Consider the following 26,099-nt stretch of genomic DNA (forward strand, 5'->3'; position numbering starts at 1 on the left):
CTTCGCCGAGCGCGGGTCAGTGCGTCACGGGTCAGCGCGTCACGGCGCCGGGTCGCCCGGCGCGACGAGCCCGGTCTCGTAGGCGACGACGACGGCTTGGGCGCGGTCGCGCAGGGCGAGCTTGGTGAAGATACGGGTGACGTGGGTCTTCACGGTGGCCTCGCTGAGCGTGAGGTGGCGGGCGAGTTCCGCGTTGGACAGACCGCGGCCGACGAGGGCGAGGACCTCCCGCTCGCGCGGTGTGAGGGCGGCGAGATCACGGGCGGCGGCCGAGGCGGGCGCGGGCTCGGCGGGTTGCGCGGCGCCCGCGGCGAAGCGCTCCACCAGGCGGCGGGTGATGGAGGGCGCGAGCAGGGCGTCCCCGGTACGGACCAGGTGCACGGCGGCGGCCAGGTGCGCGGGGGTGACGTCCTTGAGGAGGAAACCGCCGGCGCCGGCGGCGAGGGCCGCGTAGACGTAGCGGTCGAGGTCGAAGGTGGTCAGCATGATCACCCGGCACTCGGGGACGTGCGCGAGCACCAGGCGGGCGGCTTCGAGGCCGTCCATGACGGGCATCCGGACGTCCAGCAGGGCCACGTCGGGCCGCAGCCGCCGCACCGCGTCGACCGCCTCGGCGCCGTCCCCGGCCTCGCCGACCACGTCGATGCCGCGCGCGGTCAGGATCAGCCGGAAGCCGGTACGCACGAGTTCCTGGTCGTCGGCGATCACCACCCGGGGCGCCGGGCCCCCCGCGGGGACCCCGGCCGCGCCCGCGCCGTCAGCGTCCGCCCGGTCCGCGCCCGCCCGGTCCGTGGCCGCCCCGTCAGGGTCCGGTACGCCGGGCAGCCCCGTCCCGGTCACGGCCGGTCCAAGGGGATGCGGGCCCGGACCCGGAAACCGCCGCCGAGCCTGCGCCGGGCGTCGAAGTCGCCGCCGTAGACCGCGACGCGCTCGCGCAGACCGAGCAGCCCCCGTCCGGTGCCGCCCGGCCGCCGCCGCTTCGCGAGCGCACCGGCCTGACCGACCGCGCCCGTCCCCGGCCCTGCGTCCTCCGGCACCCCCGACATCCCCGGCACCCCCGGCACCCCGGTGAGCACGCTCGGCCCGCCGTTGAGCACCTCCACCCGCAGCCAGTGGTCGGCGTATCGCACTGTCACCTCCGTCTTCGCCCCGCCGCCGTGCCGCAGCGCGTTCGTCAACGCCTCCTGGATGATGCGGTACGCGGTGACGTCGATCCCCGCCGGCAGCGGGCGCGGCGTGCCCGAGATCCGCACCTCGACCGGCAGTCCGGCGAAGGCGATCCGGTCGACCAGCGAGCCGAGCCGGTCCAGACCCGGGGCCGGCGCGAGCCCGTCGCCCTCCGGCTCCGACCGCTCCCCGTGCTCCGGCCCGCCGCCCGCGCCGCCGCGCGTACCGCCGCCGTACGGCTCCCCGGCGCCGTACGGCCCGTCGGCGCCGTCCTGGTCAGGTGCCAGCAGGCCGAGCAGGTGCCGCAGTTCGGTCATCGCGCCGCGCCCGGCCGTCTCCACCGCCGCCATCGCGGCCGCCGCCTCGTCCGGCATCGTGGCGAGCACCTCGCGGGCGGCGCCGGCCTGGATCACCATGACGCTGACGGTGTGGCTCACGACGTCGTGCAACTCGGCCGCGATCCGCGCGCGCTCGGCGGACACCGCGGCCCGCGCCGCGCTCTCCCGCTCGCGCTCCAGCAGCCAGCCGCGCTCCCCCACCGCCCGGCGGTGCGCCCGCCGGGCCCGCACCAGCGCCGCCGCCAGCCACGCCGCGGCGACGCACACCGCCACCAGCGCGCCGACCAGCACGTCCACCCCTGAAACCGCCACCGTCACACCCTCCCACCAGGTCCCGCGCCCGGCATCATCCCCCAGGACGGGCCACGTACATCACCGGGTTGACGCCCGGCCGCGGTTACCTCCGGGGACGGACGCGGCCGGTCCCGGCCCGCTCCTACCGTGAGGCCGTGACCACAGACCAAGACGGCACGCGGCGGATCGTCGTACGACTGGACCGCGTGCACAAGGAATACGGCGACGCCAAGGCCCTGGACGGCCTCGACCTCGAAGTCCGCCAGGGCGACGCGGTCGCCGTCATGGGGCCGTCCGGCTGCGGAAAGTCGACGCTGCTCAACATGGTGGCCGGGCTCGACCGCCCCACCTCCGGGCTGGTCGAGGTGAACGGCCAGGACCTGCGCGGGCTCGGCGAGACCGCGCTCGCGCTCTTCCGGCGCCACCAGGTCGGGATGATCTTCCAGTTCTTCAACCTCATCGACGACCTGCCCGCGCTCGACAACGTGGCACTGGCCGCGCAGCTCACCGGCAGCCCGGCCCGGCAGGCCCGCCGCCGCGCGCTGGAACTGCTGGACGAACTCGGTGTCGCCGACCGGCGGAACAACTACCCGGCCGCGCTCAGCGGTGGCGAGCGCCAACGGGTCGCCGTCGCGAGGGCGTTGATGAACCGTCCGGCGCTGCTGCTGGCCGACGAGCCGACCGGTGCCCTCGACAGCCGCTCCGGCGAGCAGGTCATGGACCTGCTGATCGACCTCAACCAGATCGGCCAGACCCTGCTGATCGTCACCCATGACGCGCGCCTGGCCACCCGCTGCGCCAGCCGCCTGGTCGAGGTCGCCGACGGCCGGGTGGCCGGAGACCGCACGATGGAGCCGCGCTCGTGAGCGCGGTGTGGCGGGCGGCGCGCGCCGCGGTACGGCGGCGCAGGCTCCAGACGGTGATCATCGGGCTCGTCGTCATGTGCTCCACGCTGACCACGGTGCTCGCGCTGGTGGTGCTCGACGCCGCGTCGGGGCCGTTCGACAGGGCGTTCGCACGGCAGCGCGGCGCGCACGAGGTGGCGAGCTTCGACCCGGCGAAGGTGTCGGACCCGCAACTCGCGGCCACGGCCGGCCGGTCCGGGGTGCGGGCGGCGGCCGGGCCGTTCGAGCAGGCGGTGCTGAGGATTCCGAAGGACTGGCTGTGGATGCCGCCGGGCGCGATCACCGTGGTGGGCCGGGCCGACCCGGGCGGGCCCGTGGACGACATCAAGCTGCTGTCCGGCCACTGGGCCACCGGGCCGGGCCAGATCGTGGTGAACTACTCGGGCAACGGTGCACCCGGCCCGCACTGGCTCGGCACCCGCCTGACGGTGCCAGGCCGGCCGACCCTCACGGTGGTCGGCCTCGCGGTGAGCATGAGCAGGTCGGCGGACTCCTGGGTCGCGCCGAGCCAGATCGCCGCGCTGCACCCGGTCGCCCGTCAGATGCTCTACCGGTTCACGTCGTCGCCGTTCTCGCAGTCCCGGTCGCGCGCGCACCTGGCGCAGGCCACGGCGGGGCTGCCCGCCGGCGCGCTGACCGGCTCGCAGTCCGCGGCCTCGCTGCGGCGCACGTTCTCCGCGCAGGCCGACAGCTACTCCTTCTTCATGACGCTCTTCGGTGTGCTGGGCCTGCTGGTGTCGGTGCTGATCGTCGGCAACGTGGTGAGCGGCGCGGTGGTCTCGGGCAACCGGCACATCGGCGTGCTCAAGGCGCTCGGGTTCACCCCCAACCAGGTCGTCGCGGTGTACCTGGTGATGGTGTCGCTGCCCGCCGTGATCGGTGCGGCCGTCGGCACCCTGGCCGGGCGGGCGCTGGCCCGACCGATCCTGCGGGTCGCGTTCAGCGGGGTGCTGACCGGGACCGCGAACCTTCGGGTCGACCTGTGGCCGGTGCTGCTCGGGCTGCTCGGCGTGCCGCTGATCGCGGTGGTGGCCGCCCTGGTCCCGGCGCTGCGGGCGCACCGGCTGTCCGCGGCCCGGGCGATCAGCGCGGGCAGCGCGCCGCGGACCGGGCGCGGGCTGCGCGTGCAGCGGGCGCTCGGCGGCACCCGGCTGCCGCGCTCGGTCAGCCTCGGCCTCGGCCTGCCCTTCGCCCGGCCGGGCCGCTCGCTGATGACGATGGCGGCGATCCTGCTCGGGGTCACCACGGTGACGCTGGCGACCGGCCTGACCAGCACCATGACCCGGCTCGGGCACCCCTCGGACAACTACGGGGGCCGGCGGGTCGACATCGAGGTCGGCGGGCCGGGACAGCACAGCCTCAGCGGCGCGGGCACGAAACTCGCCGACCTCCAGGTCGAACAGCGGCTGGGGTCGCTGCCCGGCGCGAAGTGGGTCGCCGTGCGGGCGCTCGGCCGGGCGCGGGTGGCCGGCGACACCAGCGCCTCCTTCGTGAACTTCTACCGGGGCGCGGTGGGCGGCTCCACCGACGAGATCGTCAAGGGCCGCCGGCCGAGCGGTCCCGGCGAGATCGCCGCAGGCCCGGTCTTCCTCGACCGGCACGGGCTCTCCGTCGGCGACCGCACCAGCCTGGACGCCGACGGCCGTACGGTGCCGGTGCGGATCGTCGGCGAGCTGTTGGAGGGCAACTCCAATTCGGTGGACTCCGACTGGGCCACCATGGCGGTCCTCGCACCCGGCACCCGCGCGATGCAGTACACGGTCGGCCTCGCGCCGGACGCCGACGGTGCCGCGTACGTCTCCGCGGCCAAGCGCATCGACCCGCAGCTGCGCCCCACGCTCAGCCGGCAGAGCGCGGGGGCGCCGGTCATCACCGTCGTCGGCTTCTCGACGATCTTCACGGTGCTGCTGTCCGCCGTCACCGCGCTGGGCGTGTTCAACACGGTGCTGCTGACCACGCGGGAGCGGCGCCGGGACCTGGGGATGCTCAAGTCGATCGGGATGACACCGCGCCAGGTGGTGGTGATGACGGTGACGTCGGTGGCGGGGCTCGGCCTGGTCGGCGGGCTGCTCGGCATCCCGCTGGGCATCCTCGCGCACCGGACGGTGCTCGACCACGTCCCGATGATCGCCTTCCCCGCGTCGATGCGGGACGTGTGGCACGCGCCTCAACTGGCGGGGCTGGCCCTGGCCGGGGTGGTGATCGCCGCGCTCGGCGCGCTCGTACCGGCCCGCCAGGCGGCTCGGCTGACGATCTCGCAGGTGCTGCACAGCGAATGACGGCCCGCGGTTCGGCGGGCGCCGCTTCCACGGCGCCCGCCGTCCGGGTCGGCGCGGTCGTCACCAGGCGGCGCTCTCGTACGGCGCGGGGCGGGCGTTCCGCCGTGGACGGGTCAGCGGTCGGCGTCGTCGGGGTCGTCGGCGTCATCGGGGTCGTCGGCCCGGGTGGACCCGCCGCCGTCCGCCCGCTCGGTCCCGCCGTCCGCCCGATCGGTCCGGTCGGTCCCGTCGGTTCCGCTGTCCGGGTCCGACCGCTCGGCCTCCTCCGCCCGCTCCTGCCCCGCCTGCTCCTCCCCCGCCTCCTGCCGCCTGCGCCTGAAGTGCCAGTAGACGAGGGCCGCGACCACGACCACCGCGACGACGATCGCGACGGCCGTGCCCGCGGTGTGCTCGACCCGCTTGTAGGCGTCGCCGGCGTAGTAGCCGAGCAGTGTGAAGCCGACCCCCCAGATGAGGCCGCCGGCGGCGTTGAAGGCGAGGAAGACCCGGTAGGGCATGCGGGAGATGCCCGCGAGCGCGGGCATCAGGGCGCGGAAGAAGGCGATGAAGCGGCCGAGGAAGACCGCGGCCGGTCCGCGCCGGCGGATCAACTCCTCGGCGTGGCCGATGCGTTCGCGGTGCCCGCGCAGCGCGCGGGTCTCCAGGATGCGCGGCCCCAACCGCTTGCCGACCTCGTAGCCCACGCTGTCGCCGGCCACCGCGGCGAGCACCACCACCACGCACAGCCAGAACACCGACACCCGGCCCTGGCTGGCGACGACCCCGCCGAGCACTGCCGCGGTCTCGCCGGGCAGCACGAAGCCGAAGAAGAGGGCGTCCTCGCAGAAGACGAGGGCGCCGACGATCGCGTAGACGGCGGTGCCCGAGGAACGCGAGAGCCAGTCGGTGATGGAGTTCATACGGCCGCCGGCCGCCTCAGCGGACCGGCCGCGGCCGCTTGCGGCGCAGCAGCCGCCACAAGCCCCACGCCAGGTCGGCGACGAACACCACGATGCCGATCGCGAGCAGGAAGCCGAGGCCCCCGGCGGCCGCGCCGATCAGGCCGAGGACGATCGCCACGATGATCAGGAAGAGGAACAGGCTCATGGTCCGATGTCCTTTCGGGGCGGAGGGCGACCGGGCCGGCGGTCCCCGTTCCGGTCGCGGCCGGAACGCCGCCGGATGCCGGCCGTACCGGTGGCTCCCGTCGCCGGTACGGGGGCGCGGTCAGCGACGGGCGAGCAGCCGGGTGCCCTTCGCCCCCGGCTCGTACGGGAGCCCGTAGTGCTGGTAGATCGCCTCCTCGTCCTCGACCGGAAGGACGTCGTCCGTCCCGATCGAGGGGGCCGACTTCACCAGCGCCTTGGCGTAGGGGACCCGTACGTAGCCCGGGCCGATCACAGCCTCCGCGACGGGCACGAACACCAGCCGGTGCCGGGTGGGCAGTCCGACCCGGACCGTTGCCACCGCGGGCAGGTCCGTGGTGGTGTCCACGTAGACCGCCTCCAGGGCGCCGATCTTGTGGCTGTCCTCGTCGACCACGTCGTGGTCGCGCCACTCGCGCAGATCAGCGGACTCGATCATTCCCCAACCTACCTTTCGCCGGGGCACGCCCGGTGCCCTGTGCGTGGTCGCATTCCCCCGTTCCGGGGCATTACGCTCAGCCGGCGTCGACCTCGTCGCGGTCGCCGCCCCACAGCGTGTGGAACACGCCCTCGCGGTCGATCCGCCGGTAGGTGTGGGCGCCGAAGAAGTCACGCTGGCCCTGGGTGAGGGCGGCGGGCAGCCGCTCGGCGCGCAGCGCGTCGTAGTAGGCGAGCGCGGCCGAGAAGCCGGGGGCGGGCACACCGCCCGCCGCGGCCGCGGCCACCACGGCCCGCCAGTCGTCCTGCGCGGCGCCGATCTCGTCGGCGAACCGCTGGTCGGACAGCAGGCTGGGCAGGTCGGGGCGGCCGTCGTAGGCCGCGGTGATCCGGTCCAGGAACGCGGCCCTGATGATGCAGCCGCCGCGCCAGATGGCCGCGATCCGGCCCAGGTCGATGTCCCAGTCGTAGGCGTCGCTGCCGGCCTGGATCTGGTGGAAGCCCTGGGTGTAGGAGACGATCTTCGACGCGTACAGGGCCTGTTCGACCTGGTCGGCGAAGTCGGCCGCGGCCTGGCCGGACAGCGCCTTCGCCTGCGGGCCCGGCAGGCCGCGGGAGGCGGCGCGCAGGTCGGCGTGGCCGGAGAGCGAACGGGCGAAGACCGCCTCGGCGATCCCGGAGACGGGCACGCCGAGGTCGAGCGCGGTCTGCACGGTCCAGCGGCCGGTGCCCTTCTGCTCGGCCTGGTCGGCGACGATGTCCACGAAGGGGCGGCCGGTCGCGGCGTCGGTGTGGGCCAGCACCTCGGCGGTGATCTCGATCAGGTACGAGTCGAGCCGCCCGGTGTTCCAGGTGCGGAAGATGTCGGCGATCTGGGCCGGCGTGTAGCCGCCGATGGCGCGCAGCAGGTCGTACGCCTCGGCGATGAGTTGCATGTCGGCGTACTCGATGCCGTTGTGCACCATCTTCACGAAGTGGCCGGCGCCGTCCGGGCCGATGTGGGTGGTGCAGGGCGTGCCGTCCTTGGCCTTCGCGGCGATCCGCTCCAGCAGCGGGCCGAGCGACTCGTAGGACTGCGCGGAGCCGCCGGGCATGATGGACGGGCCGTTCAGCGCGCCCTCCTCGCCGCCGGAGATGCCGGTGCCGACGAAGTGGATGCCCTGCGCGCGCAGTTCCCGCTCGCGGCGCCGGGTGTCCTCGAAGTGCGCGTTGCCGCCGTCGATGATCACGTCGCCCTCTTCGAGCAGCGGGGCGAACTCGCGGATCACCGCGTCGGTGGGGTCGCCCGCCTTGACCATGATGATCAGCCGGCGGGGGCGTTCGAGGGCGGCCACGAACTCCTCGGGGGTGCGGGTGGCCACGAAGGCGCCCTCGTCGCCGTGCTCGTCGACGAGGGCGGTGGTCTTGGCGGTGGTGCGGTTGTGCAGTGCCACGGTGAACCCGTGGCGGGCGAAGTTCCGGGCGAGATTGCTGCCCATGACGGCGAGTCCGGTCACGCCGATGTCGGCGGTTGCGCTCATGTTCCGCTCCTGGTGCCGCTGCGGGGGCCGTGGATGCCGCTCCGGTCATTGTGCTCGTCCGGCGGCCGGCCGGCCCGCGCACCGGGGCCGTTCGGGGGTACGGCGCGGCCCGGCCGAGGCTGCTGGGCGGGCCTGGCCGGGCCGTGAGGAGCGGGGCGGCCGGGTCGGGCCCGGCCGGGCCGCTCAGCGTCGGCTTCGGCGATCTCGGGAGTCCCCGAACAGCAGGCGGTAGGCGATCAGCAACACCAGCGAGCCGCCGATCGCGGCGAGCCAGGTATGGCCGTCGAAGAAGTGGTGCGGCACGGGCTTGTCCAGCAGCTTGGCCGACAGCCAGCCGCCGAGGAAGGCCCCGACGATGCCGATGACGATGGTGCCCAGCACCCCACCCGGGTCACGCCCGGGCAGCAGGAGCTTGGCGATCGCCCCGGCGAGCAGTCCCAGAATGATCCAACCGATGAGTCCCATGCTGGCCATATGCCCCGCGATTCGCCGGACACACCGCAAGACCCGCCGGATGGAGGGTTGTTACGGCGCCGGGACGTACCCGCGACGCGGACGGGACGAACGCGCGACGCCGCCGAGGCGTACCCGCGACCCTGCCGGGACTTACGCGCCACGCGGCCGGGACGTACGCGCCACGCGGCCGGGGCGGCGGCACCCGAAAGGAGCGGCGGCAACCCCCGGCCGAAGCGCCGACCAGCCCCCGGACGGAGCCCCCGCCGCGCCCGAGAAGGCGAGATATACGTTGGCCCGCCGGCGGGGTGCTCTGCGAAGGTGGCGGCCATGCACCCACCCCAGCAGCCGCCCCCGCCCCGGTCGTACCGCGAGACCCGCGGATGCCGCCGGTGATCGACTCGTACGCGGACCCCGGAACCCCCGACCACCGCAGCGCGGGCCGCTACCTGTGGTGGCTGCTCATGAGCCAGCGCGGCCGTACGGCCGGGGGCGCCCTGCTCGGCACCGTCTGGATGGTCCTCATCACCCTGACGCCCTACGTCCTGTCCCGCGCGATCGACGACGGCCTGGAACCGGGCCGGATGGGCGCGCTCACCGCGTGGAGCGGGGTCCTGCTCGGCCTGGGCGTGGTCAACGCCTGGGTGAGCATCATGCGGCACCGCACGATGACCCGGCTGCGGATGGACGCGACCTTCCGCACCGTCAAGTCGGTGGTGGGCCAGGCCACCCGGCTGGGTGCGGCGCTGCCGCGGCAGGCGAGGGCCGGCGAGGTCGTCACGATCGGCGTCACCGACGTCCAGCAGATCAGCCAGTCCCTCACGATGACCGGCCCGGGCTTCGGTTCGGTGATCGCCTACCTCGTGGTGGCCGGCCTGCTGCTGTCGGTCTCCGTGTCGCTGGCACTGGTGGTGCTGCTCGGGGTGCCGGTCATCGCGGTGCTGGTCGGCCCGCTGCTGGGGCGGCTGCGCGGGGCGGAGGCGGTCTACCGCGAGCAGCAGGGCGGTCTGACCGCCCGGATCGGCGACCTGTCCGGTGGGCTGCGGGTCCTCAACGGCCTCGGCGGGAAGCAGCTGTTCGCCGACTCCTTCCGCCGGGACTCCGGCGAGCTGACCGGCCAGGGCTACCGGGTCGGGGCGGTGACGAGCTGGGTGCAGGCGCTCGGCGTCGGGCTGCCGATGGTCTTCCTCGCACTCGTCACCTGGCTCGCGGCCCGCCTCGCCGTCGAAGGGTCCATCTCGGTGGGCGAGTTCGTCGGGGTCTACGGATACGTCGCGGTGCTCGTGGTGCCGGTCGCGTTCTTCATCGAGTGCGGGTACGACGTCACGCGCGGGCTGGTGGCCGCCAAACGGGTGGTGGGCTTCCTGTCCCTGGTGCCCGACTCCGCCCTGCGCCAGGCCCGTACGGACCCGCCCGCCGCGCCGTCCGCGCTGCGCGACCCGGGCTCGGGCGTCGAGGTGGCGCCGGGCACGCTCACCGCGCTGGTCAGCGGACGGCCCGCCGAGTCCGCCGAGGTGGTGGACCGGCTCTGCGGGTTCGCGCCCGGGGCCGTGACCTGGGGGCCGGTCCGGCTCGACGAGGTCGCGGCGGCGCAGGTCCGCGACCGTATCCTCGTCGCCGACAACGAGGCGGACCTGTTCGCCGGTCCGCTGCGCGACATGGTCTCCGGCCGCCGCCACCACGACGACGAGGCGGTCGCCCGCGCGGTGCATGCCGCCGTCGCACAGGACATCATCGAGGGGCTGCCCGACGGGCTCGGCACCGCCATGGACGCGCAGGCCCGCAACCTCTCCGGCGGCCAGCGCCAGCGCATCCGCCTGGTCCGGGCGCTGCTGGCCGAACCCGAGGTGCTGATGGCGGTCGAGCCGACCTCCGCGCTCGACGCGCACACCGAAGCGGCCGTCGCGGCCCGGCTGCGCACGGCGCGCACCGGCCGCACCACCGTGGTCACCGGCACCTCGCCGGTCCTGCTCGACCAGGCCGACACCGTGCACTACCTCGTCGACGGCAAGGTCGTCGCCTCCGGCAGCCACCGCGACCTGCTGCGCCGCGAGCCCGGCTACCGGTCGCTGGTCGACCGCAGCGCGGCCGAGGCCGACGCCCCGCAGGTCCCGGCGCAGCTCTCACCCACGGACGGGGACGATCCGGGCCGTACGGACCAGGACCCGGGCGGTACCGCGTCCGTGCCGGCCGCAGCCGGGGTTGCCGACGGCGGCGGGACGGGCGAGCGCGTGGGCGCGGACCGGACCGGCGGACGAGGTCCGGGCGGGGACAACAGGTCCCCGGCACGCGAGGCGGCCGGCGACCACCGGCCCGACGCAGGCCCCGCGACCGGCGGGCAACCGCCAGGCGACGGGCCCCGCGTGGGCATGGACCGGACCGGCGCACGAGGTCCGGGCAAGGACAACAGGTCCCCAGCACGCGAGGCGGTCGGCGACCACCGGCCCGGCGCGGACCCCGCGACCGGCGGGCAACCGCCAGGCGACGGGCCACCCGCGGCGGCCGGCCGGCCCGGTGCGCGCGGGAACGACGGCAACCGGGACGGCCGGGATAGCCGGGATAGCCGGGACGAGCACGGCACCGGCGACGCGGGCGACGCGCACCGGTCCGGGTCCGGGGAGGTGGTCTGATGAGCGGGCACCTGCCGGTCGCCGAGCCGTCGGCCGTGGGGCGGGCGGCGGGGCGGCTGATCCGGTCCGACGGCCGGGCCTTCGCCGCCGTACTCGCCCTCAACGCGCTGGCCGCCGCGGCCGGGCTCGTCGGGCCGTGGCTGGTCGGCCGGATCGTGGACGAGGTGCAGAAGGGCGGCGAGGTGCGTGCCGTGGACCGGCTGGCGCTGGTCATCCTGCTCTTCGCGGTGGCGCAGTTCCTGCTCGCGCGCTACGCCCGCTACCTCGGCCACCGCTTCGGCGAGCGCACCCTCGCCCGGGTCCGCGAGCAGTTCGTCGACCGCGCGCTGACCCTGCCGGCCTCGGTGGTGGAACGCGCCGGCAGCGGCGACCTGACCGCGCGCGGCACCACGGACGTGGCCATGGTCGGCACCACGCTTCGCGACGCGGCGCCCGAGGTGCTGATCGCCCTGGTCCAGGCGCTGTTCATCCTCGGCGCGGTCTTCGTGCTCGATCCGCTGCTCGGCTGCTGCGGCCTGCTCGGCCTGGGCGGGATCTGGTTCGCGCTGCGCTGGTACCTGCGCCGGGCGCGTGCCGCCTACCTCGCGGAGGGCGCGGCCAACTCGGCGGTCACCGAGATCCTCGCCGCCACGGTCACCGGCGCGCGGACGGTCGAGGCGTTCGGGCTGGAGGAGCGGCGCGTCGCGGCGAGCCGGGACGCGATCGAGGTCTCCCGCCGGGCCCGGACCCGTACGCTCAACCTGCGCACGGTGTTCTTCCCCGCGGTGGACATCTCGTACATCGTCCCGGTCGTCGCGGTGCTGATGGTCGGCGGGCTGCTGCACGCGCACGGCGTGATGAGCCTGGGCGCGGTGGTCAGCGCGGCGCTGTATCTGCGGCAGCTGTCCGAGCCGCTGGACTCGATCATGATGTGGGTCGAGCAGTTGCAGAGCAGCAGCGCGTCCTTCGCCCGCGTCGAGGGCCTGGGCGGGGCCGCGCAGGTCGCGCCGCAGGCGGCCCCCTCCCCCGTCGACGACCGGATCGACGTCGTCGGCGCCCGCTACTCCTACGCCGGCGGGGCCGAGGTGGTGCGCGGTGTCGATCTGACCGTGCGTCCCGGCGAGCGGCTGGCGCTCGTCGGCCCCTCGGGTGCCGGCAAGACCACGCTGAGCCGGCTGCTGGCGGGGATCGACGCCCCGCACGCGGGGTCGGTGACCGTGGGCCGGGTCCCGGTCGCCGACCTGGACCCCGAGCAGTTGCGCCGCCATGTCGTGCTGGTCACCCAGGAGCACCACGTGTTCCTCGGCACGATCCGGGACAACCTGCTGATCGCCGCGCCCGCCGCGCGGGACGACGAACTGCTCGCGGCGCTGGCGGCCGTGGGGGCGGACTGGGTCGGCGACCTGCCGGACGGCCTGGACACCGCCGTGGGTGACGGCGGCCACCGCACCGACGGTTCGCAGGCCCAGCAACTCGCCCTGGCTCGGGTCGTGCTGGCCGATCCGCACACGCTGATCCTCGACGAGGCGACCGCCCTGCTCGACCCGAGCACCGCACGCCACACCGAGCGCGCGCTGGCGAGCGTGCTGCGCGGCCGTACCGTGATCGCCATCGCGCACCGGTTGCACACGGCCCACGACGCGGACCGGGTGGCCGTGATGGAGGGCGGCCGGCTTACCGAACTCGGCACCCACGAGGAGCTGGTCGCGGCCCGGGGCGCCTACGCCGCGCTCTGGTCGTCCTGGCACGGCGGCAAGGAGTAGCCGCCCGCCGTTCCGGCCGCGTCGCGCCTCAGCGTTCGGTGTGGCGGTAGCCGAAGGGGCCGGGCAGGTCGGCGGAGGTGGTGCGGCGGCCGGTGGTGGACCAGGTGCGGTGCGCGCCCTTGCGGCCCAGCGTCAGGGAGAGCGACTTGCGGTTCACGTTGAGCCGCACTCCGGGGAAGATGTGGAAGGACTTGCGGAACGTCACGGGCATGATGGCCTCCTCGGTCTCCCGTGGCCGTCTGCCCGCGACGGCCGCGTTCACCCCTGGCAGCCGCCGGTCCGGCCGGAGTTGACCGGCCGCGCCGCTTCCGGGCGCGGCCGGTCGACCTCGGCCGGGGCGAACCGGTCAGACCGACAACCGCCGACCGGTCAGTGGAAGCCGGCCACCGCGTGCGGCGCGTACGGCTCCTCCAGCCGGGCCACCTCCTCGTCGGTCAGCTCGACCTCCAGCGACGCCACCGCGTCGTCCAGGTGGTGCGCCTTGGTGACGCCGACGATGGGGGCGGTGACCACCGGGTTGCGGTGCATCCAGGCGAGCGCGACCTGCGCGGCGGGGATGCCGCGCGCCGCGGCGACCTCGGCGACCCGCTCCACCACGACGCGGTCGGCGGAGTGGTAGAGGGTGCGGCCGAACTCGTCGGTCTCGGCGCGGGCGGTGGTCTCGTCCCACGGGCGGGTGAGCCGGCCGCGGGCCAGCGGGCTCCACGGGATGACGCCGACGCCCTGGTCCGCGCAGAGCGGCAGCATCTCGCGCTCCTCCTCGCGGTAGAGCAGGTTGTAGTGGTTCTGCATCGAGCAGAACCGGGTCCAGCCGTGCAGGTCCGCGGTGTACTGCGCCTTCGAGAACTGCCAGGCGTGCATCGAGGAGGCGCCGATGTAGCGGGCCTTGCCGGCCTTCACCACGTCGTGCAGCGCCTCCATGGTCTCCTCGATCGGCGTGTCGTAGTCCCAGCGGTGGATCTGGTAGAGGTCCACGTAGTCCGTGCCGAGCCGGCGCAGGCTGTGGTCGATCTCGGTCATGATCGCCTTGCGGGAGAGCCCGCCGCCGTTGGGTCCCGGCCGGGTCCGGCCGTGCACCTTGGTGGCGATCACCACCTCGTCGCGGTCGGTGAGGTCGCGCAGCGCGCGGCCGGTGATCTCCTCGCTGCTGCCGGCGGAGTAGACGTTCGCGGTGTCGAAGAAGTTCACCCCGGCGTCGAGGGCCCGCTTGATGAGGTCCCGGCTCGGGTCCTCCCCGAGGGTCCACTCGTGGTTGCCGCGGTCCGGCTCGCCGAAGCTCATGCAGCCCAGGCTGATCGCCGACACTTCAAGACCGGTCGCGCCCAGTCGCGTAAAGCGCATGAGGCCGCCTCCTCGGTGTATCCGTACGTGCTGTCCGTACGTGTGTGTGCCATCGGTTTCGTGGATACCGCTGCCCATGCAACCAGACGGAGGTCAGGGTCGCGGAACCGCCTGGTCCGGCATGCGGAATCCCGTCTTGCGGAATGTCGGCGTCTGGAATAGCGGGCACCCGGTACGCGGTTGTTCGGCAGGCGTGACCGGGCGGACCCGGTCGCACGGACCATCCCAGCGGTGCGCACCGGGCCAGGCCGGGCAACCGCGGAAGGAGCATGTCATCGTGAGCACCCAGACCCAGCCCGCCAAGGCGTCCGGGACCTTCTCCCTCTGCGGGGAGCTGCCGGTCACCCGCCTGGGGTTCGGTTCGATGCAGTTGACCGGACCCGGGGTGTGGGGTGACCCGAAGGACCCCGACGAGGCGGTGCGCGTGCTGCGGCGGGCCGTCGAGTCCGGCGTCGACTTCATCGACACGGCCGACTCGTACGGGCCGGTGGTGGCCGAGCCGCTGATCCGCAAGGCGCTGCACCCGTATCCGGCGGACTTGGTGATCGCCACGAAGGCCGGGCTGACCCGTTCCGGGCCGAACGACTGGCGGCCGGTGGGGCGGCCGGAATACCTGCGGCAGCAGGCCGAGATGAGCCTGCGGCACCTGGGCCTGGACCGTATACCCCTCTTCCAGTTGCACCGGATCGACCCGAAGGTGCCGCTGGAGGAGCAGGTGGGCGAGCTGAAGCTGCTCCAGGAGGAGGGCAAGATCGCGCACATCGGGCTCTCCGAGGTCGATGTGGACCAGCTGGAGGCGGCCCGGGCGGTCGCCGAGATCGCGTCGGTGCAGAACCTGTACAACCTGGCCAACCGCTCCGCGGAGAAGCTGCTCGACCACGCCGAGGCGCAGGGCATCGCCTTCATCCCGTGGTTCCCGCTGGCCACCGGCGAGCTGGCCAAGCCCGGCGGGCCGCTCGCCGAACTGGCCGAGCGGCACGGCGCGAGCCCCTCCCAGCTCGCCCTCGCCTGGCTGCTGCGCCGCTCCCCCGTGATGCTGCCGATCCCGGGCACGTCCTCGGTGGCGCACCTGGACGACAACATCGCGGCGGCCGGACTGGAGCTGACCGACGCGGAGTTCGCGGAGCTGACCGACGCGGTCGGCTGAGCGGCGCGACGGCGCGAGCTGACCGACCCGGTCGGCTGGGACGCGCGGCGGGCCGAGCTGACCGACCCGGTCGGCTGGGACCGGAGCCGCGCGACCGGTGCGACGGCGCGAGCCGCACTGTCGGGTGCGCCGCGTGATGTGCTGACCCGCGACCGGCGTAGGCCGGGGACCAGGAGCTTCCGGTCCCCGGCCTTCGCGGTGGGTGACGAGGCGGGTTGGCGCGCACCTCAGCGGGGCCGGTCGGCGCCGCCGCCGTGGGCTCCCCCGATTCGATGGTCCACGGTGGCGCGGTGACGCGGTGACGCGTACGAGCTCAATCGCGCGGCGTGACCGGGGAGCGCATGCCGAGCCACTGCTCGGCGTCCCAGGCCCGGAACCGCTCCACCTCGGTGAACCCCAGCTTCGCCGCGAGGCGCAGCGACCCGGCGTTGGCGGTCTGGGTGGCGAGCACCACCGGCTCGCCCGGAAGGACGCCGTCGAACCAGTCGAGTGCCGCCGCGCACGCCTCGGCGGCGTACCCGAACCCCCACGCGCGCGGCAGGAACAGATAGCCGAGATCGGCCTTCCCCGCGGCAGCCGGACGATGCTGCTCCGATGCTCTCCTGAGCAGGATCTGCCCGATCATCGCCCCGTCGCGCTCGACGACGAAACTCCCCCGCCACCGCTCGGGCACCTCGGGCATCTCCCGCTCCAGCTCGTCACGCGGCCGGGGGCCTCCCAGGTAGGTGTGCACCTCGGGCGAGGCGAGCAGCTCGATGAAGGCCGTACGGTCCCGGGCCTCGGGCGCACGGAGCACGAGCCGCTCGGTCCTGATCGGAGCGGGTGGCCAGGGGACTGGTCCGAGTTCGGTCATACCCGCAGCCAATCAGCGCCCTCGGCGGTGATCAAGACGCACGGACCGATCAGGCCACCAGCCCGCCCCCGAACCCGCGCCCGCCCCCGTTCCCGAACCCGATCCCGAACTCGACCCGCAAGCGGCCGGACCCGCGCGGCGCGGTCGGACCCGTGGCTTCGGCCTCGACCTCAGCAGTAGTTGAGGCTGCCGCTCTCCCAGGTGACGTTGTCGCCCGACATCCAGCCCTTGGTCTCCGTGCCCTGGACCCGGCCGTAGACCCACACGTTGCCGTAGTAGTTGTACACGTAGCACCACATGTAGAAGCCGCTGCCGTTGGTGGCCGTGCCGGTGTTGGAACAGGCCGCCGCGGGCTCGGACTTGAGGTGGTACGTGCCGAGCATGTGCCCGTAGCCGCTGGAGTTGTTGGTGTAGCCGTAGGAGTCGCACGGTGACGCGGCGGAGGCGCTCGTGGTGCCGACCACGGCCCCGAGACCGGTCAGCAGCGCGGTCGCCGCCAGCAGGGTCACGGCGTTCTTCCTGATCCGCATGGGAATCTCCGTTTCCGAAGGGAAGTTCCGATCGAGGGACGCCATGCTCACAGCCGGCCGGTGGCGGGGTATTGGAAAAAACCGCAATCCCCGCGAGATGACCGGTTCACCGCAGGAGGGTGCTGGTGACCTTTCCCGGCATGCGGTCCACCGGGCGCCCGGCGCCGCCGCGGTGCAGGAGGAACGTCCCGGGGGTGACGCCGGTCATCACCTTGAAGTCGCGGTGCAGGTGCGCCTGGTCGTAGAAACCGCAGGCCGCCGCCGTCCGGGCCGGGGCGGTGCCGGCGGTCAGCATGCGCAGCGCGCGCTGCATCCGGAGCACCCGGGCGACCGTCTTGGGCGACATGCCGATCTGCTCGCGGAACCGGAGTTCGAGATGGCGCGCGCTCCAGCCGGCCGCGGTCGCCAACGGGCCGACCGGAACCGCTCCTTCCGACCTGACCAGCCGGTTCCAGGTCCACACCACCTGCGGGGCGGCGGCCCGGCCGCGTGCGCACCTGCGCAGCAGCATCGTGTCCAGCAGGGCGAAACGATCCGCCCAGCTCACCGCCTGGGCGAGGCGGCCCTCCCACTCGTCGCCCTCCGGCCCGAGCAGGTCGGCCAGTGGCACCATCCGACCTCGCAACTCGTGCATGTCGACCCGCAGGACCGTGTACGCCATCCACGGCGCGAGATGGACTTCGACGCCTTCGAGACGGCCGTCGTGCTCCCCCATCGTCGCGTCACTGCGCGGCCCGTTGACGAGCGAACGGTACGGCTCGGGGCGGGGCCCGCTCCCTGACGTCTCCTCGGTGGCCACCGGTCCGATACGGATGCGGTCACCGAAGTTGATCACCATCGTGATCATCCCGCTGGGAAACTCGATCCGCCGCTGCGGGCGGTCGAGGGCGAGATGGAACCCCCGGTAGTCCGACACCCCCTCCCCCAGGCGAGGGCTCGGCGCTCCCCTCACCAGCCGCCACATGCCGCTCTCCGTCATCCCCCATGATCCGCGCACTTCTCCCCCTCCATGCCCGATGCACGCGATACCCCGGAACCGGCGGCACGAGCCCGGCTCCAGGGCGCCCGGCACGCACGCTACGACGCCGACCGCTCCCCGCACCCCCGGAAACAAGCCAGTCCCAAGCCCCCGCCGACCCCCTTTCCGCCGCCGGTTCGCCGCCGGTTCGCCGCCGGCTCACCACCGGCTCACCACCGGCCGCGAGGGCACGGTGGGGGGGAAGGAAAGGCGCTCGGGAAGGGGTCGAACCGTGAGTTGGTGCGCTCGGTGATCCGATGGCGATCGCGGTGAAGGCGAGGAGGCGTTCTGCCCTGTGTCGTCTCGTCGGTGCGGCAGCCGAACGGTCATCGGCCCGTAGCCGGGTGGGGCACCCGGCCGCCATCCTGGGGGGCAAGTCGGCGGCCGGGCGCGGACCGGCGCCGCGGGGGGGTTGCGCCGCCGGTCGTGGGTCCGCCGGGTCGGCTGACGCACCACCGATCGGACCCTCCCTTGCGAGTCCCCTGCAAGGGCTGACCTCCGCCTGCCCCGCCTTCCGGCCCTCATGCGCACCTTCCGGAAAACTTCTCGCCGGTCTCCCGGACCGGGCCGCGCCGCACCTCACCACACCCCACCGCGTCCCCCGTCCCACCCGCCGCCCGCCTCGCCGGGCACCCCCATCCACCCACCTCCGTACAGGCACCCACCCCCGCACAGGGGTTGACGCCGTCGCGCGGCGATGCGAAGAATGGCCCACGCCTGACAACGTTGTCGAGTCGCGCGACGGCGTCCCGCACCGAGGATGGAGCCACCCGTGCAGCACCACACATCCCCCATGAGCCGGCGCAGGTTCACCCAACTGGCAGGAATCACCGCCGCGTTGGCGGCCGTACCGACGGCGGTGGCGGCGGCGCCCGCGTCGGCCTCGTCGGCCGCGGCCGGGGACGCGAAACCGGCGACCGGCGGGATCAAGCCGTCGAGCACCCCGCCGGACGCGATCGCGGCGACGTACCACCAGGTGCTGCTGCGCCACACGCGGTGGACCGAAACGCAGTGGGACGACAAGGCCGGCCACTACACGGTCACCGACTTCGGCTTCGCCGTGGTGCTGGGCCACGCGCTGCTGCTGACCCGCGGCGGCTACGACGCCGCCGTCACCGGCATCGACGAGGACACCCTGCGCTCGCGCACCCTCGCCACCATCTCGCACTTCGCCGGCTCCAACCGCCTGACCGGCGGCACCGAATGGGGCAAGACGCTCTTCTTCGACACCACCTTCCAGCTGTACTTCGTGCTCGCCGCGCGCCTGCTGTGGGACCAGCTGGACGCGGTGACGCAAGGGCACGTCGACACGATCGTGCGCGAACAGGCCGCCTACACCACGTCGTTGGGCACCGGCAACGACCCGCTGTCCGGGTCCTGGACGCCCGACGGGCTGCTCGGCAACCACGTCGGCGACACCAAGCTGGAGGAGATGGGCGTCTACGCGCAGTCCCTGGCGCCCGCGCTGGCGTGGGCTTCGGACGACGCGAGCTACCCCGACTGGGCGTCGTGGTACGGCAAGTGGAGCCGCAACGAGACCGGCCTGCCGGCCGCGGACCTCGCCAACCCGACGGTCGTGGACGGCGTCCCGATCAGCGCCAACACCGCGCAGAACCTGTACGACACCTTCATCGTCGAGAACCACGGCTCGTTCGGCCCGCACTACCAGTGCGAGTTGTGGCGCACCTCCGGCCGCAACACCGCCCACTTCCTGACCGCCGGCCGCCCCATGCCCGAGGTCCTCGCCGCCCAGCCGAACGCCGACCGGCTGTGGGCCTCCCTGCTCACGGTGATGAGCGACGCCGGCGAGCCGCTGATGCCGATGGTCAACGACCGCGAGCACCTGTACGGGCGGGACGTCATCCCCGTCGCGTTCCTCGCCCAGGTGCTGGGCGACCGGGCCGCCGCGCGCGCCGAGACCGCGCTCGCCGAGCGGCTGACGGCGTATCAGGCGTACGCCCCGGCCGACCGGATCACCAAGTTCTCCGGGGAACCGAAGTACGAGCCCGAGGCGCGCGCCGAAGTCGCGATCAGCTATCTGCTGCACGAGTGGCGGGCCGCGCAGCGCGAGACGGTCACCGCGCTCACCGCGGAGGAACTCTTCCGACTGGCCTCCGGCGTCACCGACTTCGGCACCGGGCCGGGGCTGGTCGCCCACCAGACGCCGAACGCGTGGGCCGCATCCGTCACCAAGCCGGGCTTCGTGAAGTTCTGCTGGCAACCCGCCCACGACGACTGGCTGTTCTCGCTCAGCGGCAGCACGCCGATGTTCCTGCCGAGCACGGCGGGCAAGGTCACCGGCCGCAACGTCGCCACGTACACCGAACTGCGGGACGGCCTCGACGCGTCCGCGGTGCTGCTCGCCCTGGACAGCGGGTACGCGGGCTTCACCACGCTGCCCGGCGGCGAGGTCGTCTACGCCACCGCGGGTACCGGCGCGGGCGAGGGCCACGTCGAGGTCTTCAACCTGACCATGCCCGGCGTCGCGGGCCTGGACGGCAGCCGCACGTACACCACTGCCGACGGTTCGGTCACCGTGCCGGCGGCCGACAGCGGCAAGTCCGGGCACCCGACGTCCGGGCCGCGTACCGACAACCTGACGTTCACCGCGGGCAGTTACCGCTACCTGCGGATGCAGGGGCGGCGCGGCAACCCCCAATACGGCTACTCCGTCTACGCGTTCGAGGTCCGCGACGGTGCCTCCGGTCCCGACCTGGCGCGGGGCGGCACCGCCACCGCGTCCTCCTCGGACAACGGCAAGGGCGCTGCGCTGGCGGTGGACGGCGACCCGGCGACCCGCTGGGCGGTGTCGGTCGCGGACCGCGCGCGCGGCGACAGCTGGCTGGAGGTGGACCTCGGCGCGGCGGCCACGGTGGACCGCGCCACGCTGAGCTGGGAGGCCGCGGCCGGGCAGGCGTACACCGTGCAGGGCTCGACGGACGGCTCGACCTGGACGGACCTGGTCGCCTACCCGCCCGCCGACCTCACCGGCCGGGGCGGCTGGATCAGCGTCGACGGCCGGGCCGGGTTCGTGGTCCGCGGCGCGGCCAACCCGCTGTCCGTGTACGGCGACACGCTGATCCTCTCGGACGGGCCGGCCGAGCCGCTGCTGGTCGAGGGCGTCCCGGACGGCAGCCCGGCGGCGGTACGGGCCGCGGCCGCGCGACCGGCCCCGAGCACCGACCACGACGCGGTGCGCGCCTCCACGGCCGGCGGCCACCTGAGCCTGTTCAACCTCTCCGGCTCGGCGGTGACCGCGCAGGTGGCGCTGGCGCAGGACACCCGCGCGGTCACCTTGTACGCGGGCAGCCAGACGGTGACCGCGCACGGCACCTCCTTCCGGGCCGAACTCGGCTCTGCGGGTGCGGAGTTGGCGCCCGCGAGGGCCGTGTTGCGGGCCGCCTCCGGGCGGCTTCCCGCGGGGCTGACCGCCGAGGTGCGCGACGCCGCGACCGTGGTCCTGCGCGGCCCGTCCTGCCGGGTGGAGGTCGCCGCTCCCGGTGGCCGTACGGTCCGCGTCACGCTCCGCTCGGGGCGCGCCCGCACCGTCGCTCTGCCGGGGGCCGCACCGTATCCGCTGGACGACCTCGCGCTCGGCCGCGTCACCTTCCCGACGTCGCCGCTGCCGCCGGGCATGTCCTCCCCGGCCGCCGCGGTGGACGGCGACCCGCACACCTCGTGGACGCCGGGGGCGGGCGGGCGCATGGTCGTCGACCTCGGCGCGGTCGTCCCGCTCGGCACGGTCACGGCTCGCTGGACCGGTGGGCGCGTGCCCGCGGCGCGGGTCGAGACCAGCGGGGACGGGCTGACCTACCAGCAGGCCGGTACGCTGCCCGCCCGCGCGACCTCGTCCCTGCGGCTGAAGGGTTCCGCGCGCTACGTCGCGCTCGCGGTGCCGGACGGTGCTCCGCACGGTTCCCCGAACGGCGCCGCCCGCCTGGTGTCCCTTTCGGTGACCGGCGCGGAGTAGGTCGCCTGCGTTTGGCGGCGGGGACGAGGCGTGCCGTGCTCACGGCGCCTGGTCCCCGCTGCCGCCTGCCCCGGGCGCGGTGTGCTCGTCCAGCGTGGTGCGGAGGAAGGTCAGGGAGTCCGCCGGCGTGAGGGCGGTGTCGCGGAGCAGGTCGTAGGCGAGGCGCAGGGGTTCGACGTCTTCGGGTTCTTCGACGAGGTGGCCGCTCCAACTGCTTTGGGTGTAGGCGACGGTGTGGCCGTCCTGGAAGAAGATGAGTTCCAGGCAGCTGCGGATGTGGTGCGGGCCGGTACCGAACGGGACGACGTGCAGGGAGACATCCGGTTGCTGGGCTGTCGTGATCAGGTGTTCCAGTTGGGCGGTCCAGGTGTGGGGGTCGCGGGCTTTGCGCCGTAGTACGGCTTCGTCGATCAACGCGCGGTAATGGACGGGGTTCGGTCCGGTGAGACGGTCTTGCCGCTTCAGCCGTACGGCGACCTGGGCGCCCAACTCCTTGACCCGGTGCGGGCGGACGGTGCTCAGTTGCTCCTCGGCGTAGGCGCGGGTCTGGAGGAGGTAGGGGATGGCGCTGACGGCGTATTCCTGGACGCTCACCGCGTCCGCCTCCAACGGGGCAAGTCCCAGGAACGGGCGGTCCTTCGCCTCGCGTTTGGCCAGGTGCCACAGCTTCACCAGGAGGTCGCCGGTGCCGTACACCTTGTCCAGCGCGGCAGCCGCCTCCATGGTCCCGAGGCGCTGCCCCCGCTCCAGCCGGTGCAGGTACGACTGCTCGTACATGCACAACCCCGCCAGCTCCATCAGCGTCAGCCCCGCCTGCTGCCGCCGACAGGCGAGTTCACTGGCGTACAACTCCCGCGCCGATAACCACTCCCAGTCGATGACGCCCTTCCGGGTGCCCCTGCTCCCGCCGACTTCGCTGTCACTGCTGGCCATCACGGATTCCTTCGCTGAGGTGTCGGCATTGGTGGTGGGTGTACGTGCCTCGGCACGCGGCCGGCTCTATGCGTCGGGTACCGGCGGGTGGTGGGCCGCCCAGTCGTCGCGGGCGGCGATGAGCGCGGGGCGGACCTTGTAGTCCAAGCGGCGGGCCTGCTCCCGCAGTTGGGCGGCGAGCCCGGCCAGATCCTCGGGTCCGAGGTCGGTGAGCCAGCTCTGGTCGGACAGACGGATGTTGACCACGGGAATGCGCGGCTCGTCCCCGGGCGCGTAGGGGTTGCAGTCGATGCTGCCGTGCAGGATCTCCTCGTCCCGCACCAACGGCTCCCCGCCGCCGGGCGCGTAGACCGAGACGGTCCGCCCCGCGAACTCCACGTAGTGGTTGACGTCGTCCAGCCGCTCACCCAACTCCCCCGGCGCCACACCCTGTTCGCTCGGGTCGTCAGTCGCCCACGGGGGCAGGTAGCCACTGCGGCTCTGACCGTCGGTTGTGGTGATCGCCCAGCGCCGGGCGGGTCCGGGAGCCGATAAGCCGGCGGGCAGGAGGGTGTGTGCGTGCGGGGACGGGACAGCGGGACTCATCGCGCGGGCTTCCTTGTCGTGATGGGGGAGGTGGGAACGTGCCGGGTGCGGAAGCGAGTTGCCGCCATACGGGCCGGGCGGGCGCTCACCGAAGGTCCACCCGTCTGGGCGCAGGGGGCGCCGGCAGCAGGCGCACAAGGTGCTGCACGACCTCCACCGGCAGTGGCGGCGTGTGCACGAACTCAGCACCGTCAAGGTCGGTGAGCGGCATCACGCGCCGGAGCACCTGCTCGTCCGTGCCGAGGTCGCGCAGAAGTCGCCGCAGGTCCATGGCGACGTGCTGAACGTCGGTCAGGCCTGCTTTCAACGTGTTGGGCATCGGCATAACGGCTCCCTGCGGTGTACGGGGCGCCGTCGTCCTGATGGGAGTGTGACGGCAGCGCTCGTAACAACCACGCTACGCAGCGTGCCCATCGCGTCACAGGGACGGACATCACCAGTCCACGGCCGGTTCAGCCGCAAGGTAGGACAGCACGCCCTACCTCATAAGGTCGGGTCGACGCCGATCCGGGACGCGAGCCCGCGCAACGGGGAGTTCCGGCGCCGCTCGGCCTCCAGCATGTCCCGCACCGTGGCGGCCACGGCGGTCTGGTACCTGATCCACTCCGGTTGCTGCCGCTCGACCTCCAACAGCGTCGCCAGCGACCCGTCGCAGTCGCCGGCCTGGTGCTGCGCCTGCGCCACGTCCACGCGGTGGCTCGCGGCGTGCACCGGCCGGGAGATCGCACCGAGATCCACGCGCTGGGCCAACGTCAACGCGTCGCCCGGTCGCGGGCTCGCACCGGCGAGCGCCACGTTCACCGCCTGCGTCTGCACGTCCGTCACACTGAACGCGCTGCCGTACGCCCGTGTCGGCCCGGACCGCACCGCCGCCGCCTCGGCCACCCGCAGCATCTCGGCCGCGTCGTCATGCTGGTCCCGGCGGGCCGCCGGAGTCGCCGCCGCAATCAGCAGGTTCCCGTACACCGCGAGATGCCGCGGGCTCGCGTGGCGAAACCCCGGCTCGATCTCGTCCGCCTTCCGCTCGGCCACGGCCTGCGCCTGCTCCCACCGCCCTTGCCGGAGCAGCACCCACGACAGCGTGGACACGCCCATGCCGGACATCAGCGGGTCGGACGCGCGCTCGGCCGCGACGAGTTGCCGCTCAACCGCCTGAAACGCCCAGTCCGGGTGACCTGACTGCGTGGCCAGCGACGCGGCGATTTGGTAGGCCAGCGCGAGCCGCGCCCACACTCGCTCGGCGCCGGGCCCGGTGGCGTCCCGGGTGACCGCCCGACCGTCCCGCAACAGCAGCGGCAGCACCCCGGACAACTCCGAGTAGCCGCCCTGCCAGTAGAGCGCGGTCGCGCTGCCGACCGCGGCCATCCACGCCTCGGCGTCCGGTGCGTCGTCGGCGAGATCGTCAGCGAGGCCGGGCAAGGACCCGATGTCCTGGATGGCGTCGCGCAGGTCGAGCAGACCGCCGTCGTCCGGGCTGGTGCTGGTCACGGTGGGCTGGCCGAGCAGCCGCTCCAGCTCGACGTCCAGTGCGCGGGCCAGCGCACGCAGCGTGGCCAGGCTCGCCGTGCTCCGTACGCCCTGCTCCAGTTTGCGAATCGTGTCCACCGAGCAGCCCGCCCGCACCGCGAGCTGTTCCTGCGTCACATCGCGGAAGTCCCGCAACGCTCGGATGCGGTCGCCGATGGTCGTGTCATGTGCCATGTGAACCCCCGCCAGAGGATGCTGATCCCACGGTACGCCCGGCCCCCCACGAACGACCGTTCGCCGGCTGCCGACGACGAGTTCTTCACCCGCCTCTGGATGTCGCTGTGCCGGAGCATGGGAGCAACCCGTGCCCTCTGTCGCTGCCTCGCCCGGCGGCCTTGACGGCGTCGTCGCCAGCGCGGGGGCGCCCGGGGCCAGGATCTCGGCGGAACTACGCCCGGGGACTGGTCCACAACGTCGGCCACCTTGCTGGCTCGCCGCCTGTGCCACGCCTCACCCGCAGGCTTCGGGCGGCGCGTCGATCGTGGTCGTCTCGACGATCTCCGGGTGGAAGCCCGGACCGCAGGCGCAGTACGGGGCGAGCAAGGCGGCGCGGCTCGACATCGCGTCGTCCTCGGCACGCGAACTGGGGCCGTACGGAACCCGCGTGGCCAACGGCCGACGATCGTCACGCAACGCAACCGTCAGGTTGCCGAGAACACCTCAGTGGGCAGTCCACCCGGGCGCCGACTCCGCTCTGGGCGCGCTGAGTCGGCAGCCGCGAGATGCCCCCTGCGGATACGACGCGAGGGAACCGCACGAGCCAGGGACGGCGTCACACCAACAGGACCGACCCGAACCGTTCTCCCCGCCTCGCGGTCCAGCCGCCCCCACCCTCGCACCACGCCGTCAGGGCTGCTTGAGGCCACCATTCCCCCGAAGGACTCCGCTGTGCCCAGCTTCGAGCCGTACGCGGAGGCGCTGCTCGGCTTCCTGCTGTCGCGGATCGACGAGGACGGGTTCGCGTCGCTCCTCGACCACGAGCCGAAGCGCATGCCCGCCTGGTACGTGGAGCGGGGCGGAGGGCGGTTCGAGTCGAGGATGGTGATGTTCACGGGCTGCGTCACGTGCTCGCGGATCGAGCCGGGCTCGGAGTTCTCCAGTTACGTCGAGATCGATGTGGAGCAGTGGCCCTGCCTGCGTGTCCGGCGCCTGGCGCTGGCGTTCCACGATGACCCGGACTATCGCGAGGAGTGGCGGCCGGAACTGGCCATGCACGTGTCCGGGCGACGGTTCTGCCAGGAGGACGGCGACCAGTGGCCGCCCGTCTGGCCTCCCAGCGTGTGAGGGCCCAGCGCGCCGAGAACT

General features: G+C 73.6%; 23 protein-coding genes and 1 pseudogene. 7 read left to right on the plus strand and 17 right to left on the minus strand.

Going from position 1 to position 26,099, the window contains the following annotated elements:
* Nucleotides 1-39: 39 nt before the first annotated feature.
* Together OG896_RS01185 and OG896_RS01190 are read right to left on the minus strand one after the other, a co-directional pair.
* Nucleotides 40-711: a response regulator transcription factor gene (locus OG896_RS01185; protein ID WP_329373603.1), complete on the minus strand. Its 672-nt coding sequence runs from the start codon at nt 709-711 to the stop codon at nt 40-42.
* A 125-nt stretch (nt 712-836) separates the two neighbouring features.
* A complete protein-coding gene (locus tag OG896_RS01190) occupies nt 837-1,817 on the minus strand; it encodes a sensor histidine kinase (protein ID WP_329361508.1) in 981 nt (326 codons plus the stop codon).
* A gap of 137 nt (nt 1,818-1,954) precedes the next feature.
* Here OG896_RS01190 and OG896_RS01195 point away from each other — a divergent pair, with 137 nt between their 5' ends.
* Both OG896_RS01195 and OG896_RS01200 read left to right on the plus strand, forming a co-directional pair.
* Nucleotides 1,955-2,665 carry an ABC transporter ATP-binding protein gene (locus OG896_RS01195; protein ID WP_443056898.1) on the plus strand — a complete coding sequence of 237 codons (711 nt, stop codon included), beginning with the start codon at nt 1,955-1,957 and terminating at the stop codon, nt 2,663-2,665.
* Complete coding sequence (locus OG896_RS01200) at nt 2,662-4,983, plus strand: FtsX-like permease family protein (RefSeq protein ID WP_329361510.1); 2,322 nt, start codon at nt 2,662-2,664, stop codon at nt 4,981-4,983. The genes OG896_RS01195 and OG896_RS01200 overlap by 4 nt, the downstream gene beginning before the upstream one ends.
* A 113-nt stretch (nt 4,984-5,096) precedes the next feature.
* Here the strand turns inward: OG896_RS01200 and OG896_RS01205 are convergent, their stop codons facing one another.
* From OG896_RS01205 to OG896_RS01225, 5 genes are all read right to left on the minus strand, one after another.
* A complete protein-coding gene (locus OG896_RS01205; RefSeq protein ID WP_329361512.1) occupies nt 5,097-5,882 on the minus strand; it encodes a DedA family protein in 786 nt (261 codons plus the stop codon).
* 16 nt (nt 5,883-5,898) lie between these two features.
* The gene (locus OG896_RS01210) at nt 5,899-6,069 is read right to left on the minus strand and encodes a hypothetical protein (protein ID WP_328473253.1); all 171 of its coding nucleotides are present in this window, start codon (nt 6,067-6,069) and stop codon (nt 5,899-5,901) included.
* Nucleotides 6,070-6,189: 120 nt separating this feature from the next.
* The gene (locus OG896_RS01215) at nt 6,190-6,546 is read right to left on the minus strand and encodes a PRC-barrel domain-containing protein (RefSeq protein WP_329361515.1); all 357 of its coding nucleotides are present in this window, start codon (nt 6,544-6,546) and stop codon (nt 6,190-6,192) included.
* 76 nt (nt 6,547-6,622) lie between these two features.
* A complete protein-coding gene (gene gndA, locus OG896_RS01220) occupies nt 6,623-8,065 on the minus strand; it encodes an NADP-dependent phosphogluconate dehydrogenase (RefSeq protein ID WP_329361517.1) in 1,443 nt (480 codons plus the stop codon).
* Nucleotides 8,066-8,248: 183 nt separating this feature from the next.
* Nucleotides 8,249-8,530 carry a GlsB/YeaQ/YmgE family stress response membrane protein gene (locus OG896_RS01225; RefSeq protein ID WP_328473247.1) on the minus strand — a complete coding sequence of 94 codons (282 nt, stop codon included), beginning with the start codon at nt 8,528-8,530 and terminating at the stop codon, nt 8,249-8,251.
* Nucleotides 8,531-8,910: 380 nt separating this feature from the next.
* Here OG896_RS01225 and OG896_RS01230 point away from each other — a divergent pair.
* Together OG896_RS01230 and OG896_RS01235 are read left to right on the plus strand one after the other, a co-directional pair.
* Nucleotides 8,911-10,615: pseudogene (locus OG896_RS01230) on the plus strand (ABC transporter transmembrane domain-containing protein); the annotation flags it as partial.
* 532 nt (nt 10,616-11,147) lie between these two features.
* Nucleotides 11,148-12,890 (plus strand): ABC transporter ATP-binding protein, encoded by a 1,743-nt coding sequence (locus OG896_RS01235; RefSeq protein WP_329361520.1) that lies wholly within the window; start codon nt 11,148-11,150, stop codon nt 12,888-12,890.
* A 28-nt stretch (nt 12,891-12,918) separates the two neighbouring features.
* Here OG896_RS01235 and OG896_RS01240 read toward each other — a convergent pair whose 3' ends face one another.
* Together OG896_RS01240 and OG896_RS01245 are read right to left on the minus strand one after the other, a co-directional pair.
* A complete protein-coding gene (locus OG896_RS01240) occupies nt 12,919-13,101 on the minus strand; it encodes a DUF4236 domain-containing protein (protein ID WP_329361522.1) in 183 nt (60 codons plus the stop codon).
* Between the two features lie 158 nt (nt 13,102-13,259).
* Complete coding sequence (locus tag OG896_RS01245) at nt 13,260-14,231, minus strand: aldo/keto reductase (RefSeq protein ID WP_329361524.1); 972 nt, start codon at nt 14,229-14,231, stop codon at nt 13,260-13,262.
* Between the two features lie 277 nt (nt 14,232-14,508).
* Here OG896_RS01245 and OG896_RS01250 point away from each other — a divergent pair, with 277 nt between their 5' ends.
* Complete coding sequence (locus OG896_RS01250; RefSeq protein ID WP_329361526.1) at nt 14,509-15,378, plus strand: aldo/keto reductase; 870 nt, start codon at nt 14,509-14,511, stop codon at nt 15,376-15,378.
* A gap of 313 nt (nt 15,379-15,691) precedes the next feature.
* Here the strand turns inward: OG896_RS01250 and OG896_RS01255 are convergent, their stop codons facing one another.
* The 3 genes from OG896_RS01255 to OG896_RS01265 form a co-directional block, all read right to left on the minus strand.
* The gene (locus OG896_RS01255; RefSeq protein WP_329361528.1) at nt 15,692-16,231 is read right to left on the minus strand and encodes a GNAT family N-acetyltransferase; all 540 of its coding nucleotides are present in this window, start codon (nt 16,229-16,231) and stop codon (nt 15,692-15,694) included.
* Between the two features lie 170 nt (nt 16,232-16,401).
* On the minus strand, nt 16,402-16,761 hold the full coding sequence (locus OG896_RS01260; RefSeq protein ID WP_329361530.1) for a hypothetical protein: 360 nt from the start codon (nt 16,759-16,761) through the stop codon (nt 16,402-16,404).
* A gap of 106 nt (nt 16,762-16,867) precedes the next feature.
* Nucleotides 16,868-17,758 carry an AraC family transcriptional regulator gene (locus OG896_RS01265; protein ID WP_329361532.1) on the minus strand — a complete coding sequence of 297 codons (891 nt, stop codon included), beginning with the start codon at nt 17,756-17,758 and terminating at the stop codon, nt 16,868-16,870.
* Between the two features lie 814 nt (nt 17,759-18,572).
* Between OG896_RS01265 and OG896_RS01270 the strand changes: the two genes are divergently transcribed.
* On the plus strand, nt 18,573-21,749 hold the full coding sequence (locus tag OG896_RS01270; protein WP_329361534.1) for a discoidin domain-containing protein: 3,177 nt from the start codon (nt 18,573-18,575) through the stop codon (nt 21,747-21,749).
* 39 nt (nt 21,750-21,788) lie between these two features.
* On the opposite strand, the gene OG896_RS01275 is transcribed toward OG896_RS01270, so the two are convergent.
* From OG896_RS01275 to OG896_RS01295, 5 genes are all read right to left on the minus strand, one after another.
* The gene (locus OG896_RS01275; RefSeq protein WP_329361536.1) at nt 21,789-22,682 is read right to left on the minus strand and encodes a helix-turn-helix domain-containing protein; all 894 of its coding nucleotides are present in this window, start codon (nt 22,680-22,682) and stop codon (nt 21,789-21,791) included.
* 66 nt (nt 22,683-22,748) lie between these two features.
* Nucleotides 22,749-23,267 carry a DUF6907 domain-containing protein gene (locus OG896_RS01280; RefSeq protein ID WP_329361538.1) on the minus strand — a complete coding sequence of 173 codons (519 nt, stop codon included), beginning with the start codon at nt 23,265-23,267 and terminating at the stop codon, nt 22,749-22,751.
* An 85-nt stretch (nt 23,268-23,352) separates the two neighbouring features.
* The gene (locus OG896_RS01285) at nt 23,353-23,586 is read right to left on the minus strand and encodes a hypothetical protein (protein WP_329361540.1); all 234 of its coding nucleotides are present in this window, start codon (nt 23,584-23,586) and stop codon (nt 23,353-23,355) included.
* A 164-nt stretch (nt 23,587-23,750) separates the two neighbouring features.
* Nucleotides 23,751-24,968 carry a helix-turn-helix domain-containing protein gene (locus tag OG896_RS01290; RefSeq protein WP_329361542.1) on the minus strand — a complete coding sequence of 406 codons (1,218 nt, stop codon included), beginning with the start codon at nt 24,966-24,968 and terminating at the stop codon, nt 23,751-23,753.
* A gap of 276 nt (nt 24,969-25,244) precedes the next feature.
* Entirely contained in the window at nt 25,245-25,406 is a 162-nt protein-coding gene (locus OG896_RS01295) for a hypothetical protein (RefSeq protein ID WP_329361544.1), read from the minus strand.
* Nucleotides 25,407-25,682: 276 nt separating this feature from the next.
* Between OG896_RS01295 and OG896_RS01300 the strand changes: the two genes are divergently transcribed.
* Nucleotides 25,683-26,078: a hypothetical protein gene (locus OG896_RS01300; RefSeq protein ID WP_329361545.1), complete on the plus strand. Its 396-nt coding sequence runs from the start codon at nt 25,683-25,685 to the stop codon at nt 26,076-26,078.
* Nucleotides 26,079-26,099 lie beyond the last annotated feature (21 nt).

The sequence above is a fragment of the Streptomyces sp. NBC_00669 genome (assembly GCF_036226785.1).
Taxonomy (GTDB): Bacteria; Actinomycetota; Actinomycetes; order Streptomycetales; family Streptomycetaceae; genus Actinacidiphila.

Bases quoted from the DNA above. Each gene is read 5' to 3' on its own strand.
- OG896_RS01205 (WP_329361512.1), bottom strand. From the start codon at position 5,882: ATGAACTCCATCACCGACTGGCTCTCGCGTTCCTCGGGCACCGCCGTC.
- OG896_RS01210 (WP_328473253.1), bottom strand. From the start codon at position 6,069: ATGAGCCTGTTCCTCTTCCTGATCATCGTGGCGATCGTCCTCGGCCTG.
- OG896_RS01215 (WP_329361515.1), bottom strand. From the start codon at position 6,546: ATGATCGAGTCCGCTGATCTGCGCGAGTGGCGCGACCACGACGTGGTC.
- gndA (WP_329361517.1), bottom strand. From the start codon at position 8,065: ATGAGCGCAACCGCCGACATCGGCGTGACCGGACTCGCCGTCATGGGC.
- OG896_RS01225 (WP_328473247.1), bottom strand. From the start codon at position 8,530: ATGGGACTCATCGGTTGGATCATTCTGGGACTGCTCGCCGGGGCGATC.
- OG896_RS01235 (WP_329361520.1), top strand. From the start codon at position 11,148: ATGAGCGGGCACCTGCCGGTCGCCGAGCCGTCGGCCGTGGGGCGGGCG.
- OG896_RS01240 (WP_329361522.1), bottom strand. From the start codon at position 13,101: ATGCCCGTGACGTTCCGCAAGTCCTTCCACATCTTCCCCGGAGTGCGG.
- OG896_RS01245 (WP_329361524.1), bottom strand. From the start codon at position 14,231: ATGCGCTTTACGCGACTGGGCGCGACCGGTCTTGAAGTGTCGGCGATC.
- OG896_RS01255 (WP_329361528.1), bottom strand. From the start codon at position 16,231: ATGACCGAACTCGGACCAGTCCCCTGGCCACCCGCTCCGATCAGGACC.
- OG896_RS01260 (WP_329361530.1), bottom strand. From the start codon at position 16,761: ATGCGGATCAGGAAGAACGCCGTGACCCTGCTGGCGGCGACCGCGCTG.
- OG896_RS01270 (WP_329361534.1), top strand. From the start codon at position 18,573: ATGAGCCGGCGCAGGTTCACCCAACTGGCAGGAATCACCGCCGCGTTG.
- OG896_RS01275 (WP_329361536.1), bottom strand. From the start codon at position 22,682: ATGGCCAGCAGTGACAGCGAAGTCGGCGGGAGCAGGGGCACCCGGAAG.
- OG896_RS01280 (WP_329361538.1), bottom strand. From the start codon at position 23,267: ATGAGTCCCGCTGTCCCGTCCCCGCACGCACACACCCTCCTGCCCGCC.
- OG896_RS01285 (WP_329361540.1), bottom strand. From the start codon at position 23,586: ATGCCCAACACGTTGAAAGCAGGCCTGACCGACGTTCAGCACGTCGCC.
- OG896_RS01290 (WP_329361542.1), bottom strand. From the start codon at position 24,968: ATGGCACATGACACGACCATCGGCGACCGCATCCGAGCGTTGCGGGAC.